The 4,432-nt window shown below is 63.0% G+C and carries 3 protein-coding genes; 1 reads left to right on the top strand and 2 read right to left on the bottom strand.

Annotated elements, in window-relative coordinates; translation table 11 throughout:
- Nucleotides 1-301: 301 nt before the first annotated feature.
- Both ACTJKX_RS37860 and ACTJKX_RS37855 read right to left on the bottom strand, forming a co-directional pair.
- The gene (locus tag ACTJKX_RS37860) at nt 302-1,492 is read right to left on the bottom strand and encodes an IS91 family transposase (protein ID WP_440728289.1); all 1,191 of its coding nucleotides are present in this window, start codon (nt 1,490-1,492) and stop codon (nt 302-304) included.
- Between the two features lie 4 nt (nt 1,493-1,496).
- A complete protein-coding gene (locus ACTJKX_RS37855; protein ID WP_440728288.1) occupies nt 1,497-2,402 on the bottom strand; it encodes a tyrosine-type recombinase/integrase in 906 nt (301 codons plus the stop codon).
- 594 nt (nt 2,403-2,996) lie between these two features.
- On the opposite strand from ACTJKX_RS37855, the gene ACTJKX_RS37850 reads away from it, so the two are divergent.
- Nucleotides 2,997-4,432, top strand: a 1,436-nt coding sequence (locus tag ACTJKX_RS37850; protein ID WP_440728472.1) for a recombinase family protein, incomplete at its 3' end; no start/stop codon positions are given.

Raw genomic sequence — 4,432 nt, 5'->3', positions numbered from 1 at the left:
ATGGTGAAGGGTTTCGGGTGCCGTGAGGCGTACGAAAGCCTCCCATGCGGGAACCCGCGGGCCACTGTTGAGGGCTATGGGGATTTCGATTTGCGGCTGATGTCGGCGATGGTGCGACGGCTGGAAGGAAGCGCCGCGATGGACGCGGAGAGACGGCTTCGTTGAGCCTCGACGCGATGTTGTCGGCCCGTCGCGCGGCCGGAGGTTACCCCTTCGGCATCGGTTGTCACCATAGAGACGCGTGGGTCTGTTGCCGGAGGCTGAGTGTCTGCGGCTAGGGGCTGGATCATGCCATGCCGGGTCATGGATAATTCTCCCGGTTGGTCGCCGTTGGGTCCGGCGGTCCGCGCGGCTGCCTCCACCGTTCGAAAACCTCGATGACGATCATGCGTCCGCCACAGCAGGGGCATGACGGGCGGACGTCTGGTTCGCCCGGGCTGTCGTCATCGGACGGTGCCGCGACGTCCAGGAGCTCGCGGGCGAGCGCGAGGCTGGCCTGGCGGGCGGAGCCGGCGAGCAGGCCGTAATGACGGATGCGATGGAAGCCACTCGGCAGGACATGGAGCAGAAAGCGGCGGATGAACTCGTGGGTGGCAAGCGTCATGACCTGCTGGCGGTCGGTGTCGTCGCGGCGATAGTCCTTGTAGCGGAAGGTGACGCCACTCTCATCGAACTTGATGAGGCGCCTGTTCGAGATCGCGACCCGGTGGGTGTAGCGGGACAGGTAGGCGAGCACTGCTTGCGGCCCGGCGAAGGGCGCTTTGGCGTAAACCACCCAACGCGTCTTCCGGACGGGAGCAAGATGGCGCAGGAATGCCCGCCGCTCGGTGAGGCGCGCCTGCGACCCGAAGAAGGCGAGCCGCCCGGCATCGTACAGCGCAACCAGCCGGGTGAGAAAGAGCCGGCGGAATAGCGCCCCAAGCACTCGCACCGGGAGCAGGAAGGCCGGGCGCGACGAGATCCAGCGGCTCCCGTCGAGCGCGATGCCACCGCCCGGCACTATCATGTGCACGTGGGGATGGTGCGTCATCGCCGAACCCCAGGTGTGGAGCACGGCGGTGATGCCGATGCGTGCGCCGAGATGCTCCGGATCGGCGGCAATCGTCAGCATCGTCTCCGACGCTGCCCTGAACAGCAGGTCGTAGATCAACGCCTTGTTCTGGAAGGCGATGTCGGCGACCTCGGCGGGCAGCGTGAACACGACATGGAAGTAGCCGACCGGCAGCAGGTCAGCCTCGCGCTCGGTAAGCCATGTCCGCGCGGCCGCGCCCTGGCACTTGGGGCAGTGCCGGTTGCGGCAGGAGTTATAGGCGATCCGCCACTGGCCGCAGTCCTCGCAGGCTTCGATATGCCCGCCGAGCGATGCGGTGCGGCAGTGCTCAATCGCCGACATGACCTTGAGCTGGGTGAGGTTCAAGCGTCCGGCATGGGCGATCCGGTATGCAGGACCGGCAGCACGGAAGATGTCAGCGATCTCCAGTTCCGCCCGCACCTGCTCACCCGGGCGGTGTCTTGTCCTCCATCAGCGCCATCAGCCGGTCGAGCGGCCCGGCGACTGCGTGGATCATCCGGGTCGAGACCTTGGTGTAGAGGGCGGTCGTATCGAGCTTGCTGTGCCCGAGCAGCACCTGGATGACGCGGATGTCGACATCCTGTTCGAGCAGGTGAGTGGCGAAGCTGTGCCGCAGCGTGTGCGGGCTGACGCGCTTGCGGATACCTGCGACTTCGGCGGCCTCCTGAACCGCGCGGTGCAACTGCCGCGACGAGATCGGGTCGGTGCAACTGCGCCCCGGGAACAGCCAGCCATGCGGAAGCATGACCCCGCGCCGCTTTCCTTCACGCCACCACAGCCGCAACAGTTCCAGCAGTTGCGGCGAGAGCATCGCGTTGCGGTCCTTCTGGCCCTTTCCCTGCTCGACACGCAGCAGCATGCGTGTCGAGTCGACATCGTCAACCTTCAGATGCGCAACCTCGGACACTCGCAGCCCGGCGCCATAGGCGACGCCGAGCGCGGCCTTGTACTTGATGCCGGGTGCGGCCTCGAGCAGCCGTGCGGCTTCCTCCACGCTTAGCACGTCGGGCAATTTGCGTGGATGGCGGACGATCACCAGCGCACGCCCCAGATCCCGCCGCTTCAGCGTGACCAGGAACAGAAATCGCAGTGCCGAAACCGCGCCATTGATCGTCGCAGGGCTGATGCCGTTCTCATGCTGGCTCAACTGGAAGCCGCGAATATCCTCAGGTGTTGCGGTGTCGGGCGAGCGTCCCAGGAACGCGGTAAAGCGTCGGACGTGACGAACGTAATCCTGCTGCGTGTGCGAGCCCAGACCACGCAGGAGCATGTCGTGCTGCATGCGCTGGCGCAGGGGTGAGACGGATGTACCAGTCGACACAGTAGCCATGGCGAGTTCCTCTTGTTGAAGGGAACTCCATGTTCGAGGGCGGCCGCCGCCACCCGCTCAAAGGCTGTGAATATTACGCCACCTCACCGCTAGGCGACACTCCCGCGAAGCGGGTTCGTGCACGGGGCGCGAAGCCGAACATCCGCTTTCGGGCCTGCGAGCAATGTCCGCGACTCGGGCAGCCGCCACTCTTGGCGGAACGGGCTAAGCTATTGTCGCGCGTATTTTCCATTCGCTATGGCACGCTGTTGCCTACTTTTACACTCGGGAGTACGCGAGAAGGCACCAGGCAACACCTTTTTTGTCTTTTGATTTCAGTTGCTTATGCCTTCATCTCCAACGATCTTGCAGCTGTCAGCTTGCAATCGACTTGGAACAGCGCAACCATGGCTTCCGATATTCGCTCACAGCCGGGAAGTGTACTTCGGCTCACTAAGTCGGACTCGCGATGTGGGCATGACGGTGCCGGTCCGGACAGACGCTTGGTCGAACTGGTCCGCCTGCTTGCTCGTCACGCCGCGCGGCAGGTCTACGAAGCACAGACGAGAAAGGGGCGCCGTAAGACCCGCTCCTGATCCCAAGGGAGAATGATCCTTGAAGATCGCAATCTACGCCCGCTACTCATCCGACAGTCAGCGGGACGCCTCCATTGCCGACCAGCTTCGCATCTGCCGGCTCCATGCCGAACGACAAGGCTGGCAGATCGTGGAGGAATATACCGACCACGCCATCTCCGGCGCCTCCCTTCTTCGTCCTGGCATCCAGGCCCTGATCTCGGACGCAAGTCGCGGTCGCTTCCAACTCGTCCTCGCCGAAGCAATGGATCGCCTCTCCCGCGATCAGGAAGACATCGCCGGCTTCTTCAAGCGCATGGCCTATTCGGAGGTGAAGCTTCATACGCTGTCCGAAGGTGAGGTCTCGCATTTGCATGTCGGGCTCAAAGGCACGATGAATGCGCTCTTCTTGAAGGACTTGGCGGACAAGACCCGACGCGGTCAGCGTGGCCGGATCGAGCAGGGCAAGGTCGGTGGCGGGAACGCCTATGGATATGACGTGGTCAGGAAGGTCGACGGTGGCGGCGAGTTGGTACGTGGCGAGCGCACGATCAATGAGCAGCAGGCACAGGTGATCCGCCGCATCTTCCGCGACTATGCCGACGGTAAGTCGGCTAAGCGCATTGCTCATGAGTTGAACAGGGACGGCATTGCCGGCCCTGGTGGCGGCGATTGGGGTGCCAGCACCATCAACGGCAATCCCAAGCGCGGCAATGGCATCCTCAACAATGAACTCTATGTCGGCAAGCTCGTCTGGAACCGGCAGCGCTTCATCAAGGACCCCGACACGGGCAAGCGCCAGGCCCGTGCCAATCCCGAATCGGAGTGGGTCAACCAGGACGTGCCGGAACTGCGCATTGTCGACGACGAACTCTGGCAAGCCGTGAAGGCCCGCCAAGGCGGAAACAGAATCGAGCACAGCGACGATGGCCATGCCGACATCCGTTCCATCAACTATCGGCGGCGACCCAAGCATCTGTTTTCAGGCCTGATCAAATGCGGCTGCTGCGGCAGCGGCTATTCGATGATCTCGGCAGATCTGCTCGGCTGTTCAACTGCGCGCAACAAGGGCACATGCGACAACCGCAACAACATTCGCCGGGATCATTTGGAACGGCGCGTCCTCGATGCCCTGCGCTATCACCTGATGGATCCGAGCCTATTCAAGGAGTTCTGCGAGGCATTTACACGCGAACTGAACCGGCTTCGCATGGAAGGCCGAGCTTCCATTGACGCAGCAGACGCTGAGCTCAAGCGGATCGAGCGCGAACTCGACAAGATTATGGATCTCTATCTCAAGGACGCGATGTCGATCGAGACGGTCAAGCAGCGCAGCCACAAGCTCGAGGCCCGCAAGACCGAGTTGACGCGGTTCCTAGGCGATGCCGAAGAACCGCCTCCCCTGCTGCACCCCAACATGGCGCAGCACTATCGTGCCCAGATCGAGGATCTACATGCGGCACTCCAGGACGATTC

The organism is Labrys sp. 22185, from assembly GCF_052045555.1.
GTDB lineage: Bacteria > Pseudomonadota > Alphaproteobacteria > Rhizobiales > Labraceae > Labrys > Labrys neptuniae.
Note: the sequence above shows the minus strand (reverse complement) of the source record. Positions and strands in the feature narration are given on the sequence as shown.